1 protein-coding gene is annotated in these 974 nt (G+C 71.8%); it reads left to right on the top strand.

Annotated elements, in window-relative coordinates:
* Positions 1 to 207: 207 nt before the first annotated feature.
* Positions 208 to 974 (top strand): serine/threonine-protein kinase (locus GUY60_RS37890; protein ID WP_161706030.1); only part of this gene is annotated, 767 nt, incomplete at its 3' end.

Here is a 974-nt window from a genome sequence, read left to right as displayed (position 1 = left end):
GCCGCAGACCGCACCCCCGCAGCGCCCCGCGCCCGCCCGCATCGACCAGGTCAGGGCCGAACTGGACGAGCTCAGCAGCCTGCTGCGCGACCAGGACGGGCCGCGGAATCCTGACGGACCCGGAGGGCGCGCCGAGGGCGAGACACGGTGACCGGACGCCTCATCTCGGGTCGGTACGAACTGGCGCAGCAGATCGGCCAAGGCGGCATGGGCCAGGTCTGGACCGCCTACGACCAGCGTCTCGACCGCCGCGTCGCCGTGAAACTCCTCCGCCCCGACCGGGTCGCCGGGCAGGAGGCCGAGGAGCTGCGCCGCCGCTTCGTCCGCGAGTGCCGGGTCACCGCGCAGGTCGACCACCCCGGCCTGGTCACCGTGCACGACGCGGGCAGCGAGTCCGACGACCTGTTCCTCGTCATGCAGCACGTCGACGGCATCGACCTCGCCGAACACATCGAGCGGAACCGCCCCTACCCGTGGCAGTGGGCCGTCTCCGTGGCCGCCCAACTGTGCGCCGTGCTCTGTGCGGTGCACGCCGTGCCGATCGTGCACCGCGACCTCAAGCCGCGGAACGTCATGGTCAAACCCGACGGCACCCTCACCGTCCTCGACCTCGGCGTCGCCTCCGTCATGGACACCGACTCCACCCGCCTCACCCACACCGGCTTCCCCATCGGCAGCCCCGCCTACATGGCGCCGGAACAGGCGATGGGCGGCGCGGTCGGCCCGTACACCGACCTGTACGCCCTCGGCATCCTGCTCTACGAACTCCTCAGCGGGAACGTCCCGTTCGACGGCGCCACCGTCCTCGGCGTCCTGCACAGCCACCTGTACGAGAACCCGATCCCGGTCCGCAGCAAGCGCCCTGAGATCCCCGAGCCGCTGGAAGCCCTGGTGAACCGGCTGCTCGCCAAGGACCCCCAGCACCGCCCCGACTCGGCACAGGACGTGTACGAGGCGCTGGTCCCGCTGCTGCC

Origin of the sequence: Streptomyces boluensis (genome assembly GCF_009908195.1) — a bacterium.
Taxonomy (GTDB): domain Bacteria; phylum Actinomycetota; class Actinomycetes; order Streptomycetales; family Streptomycetaceae; genus Streptomyces; species Streptomyces boluensis.
Note: the sequence above shows the minus strand (reverse complement) of the source record. Positions and strands in the feature narration are given on the sequence as shown.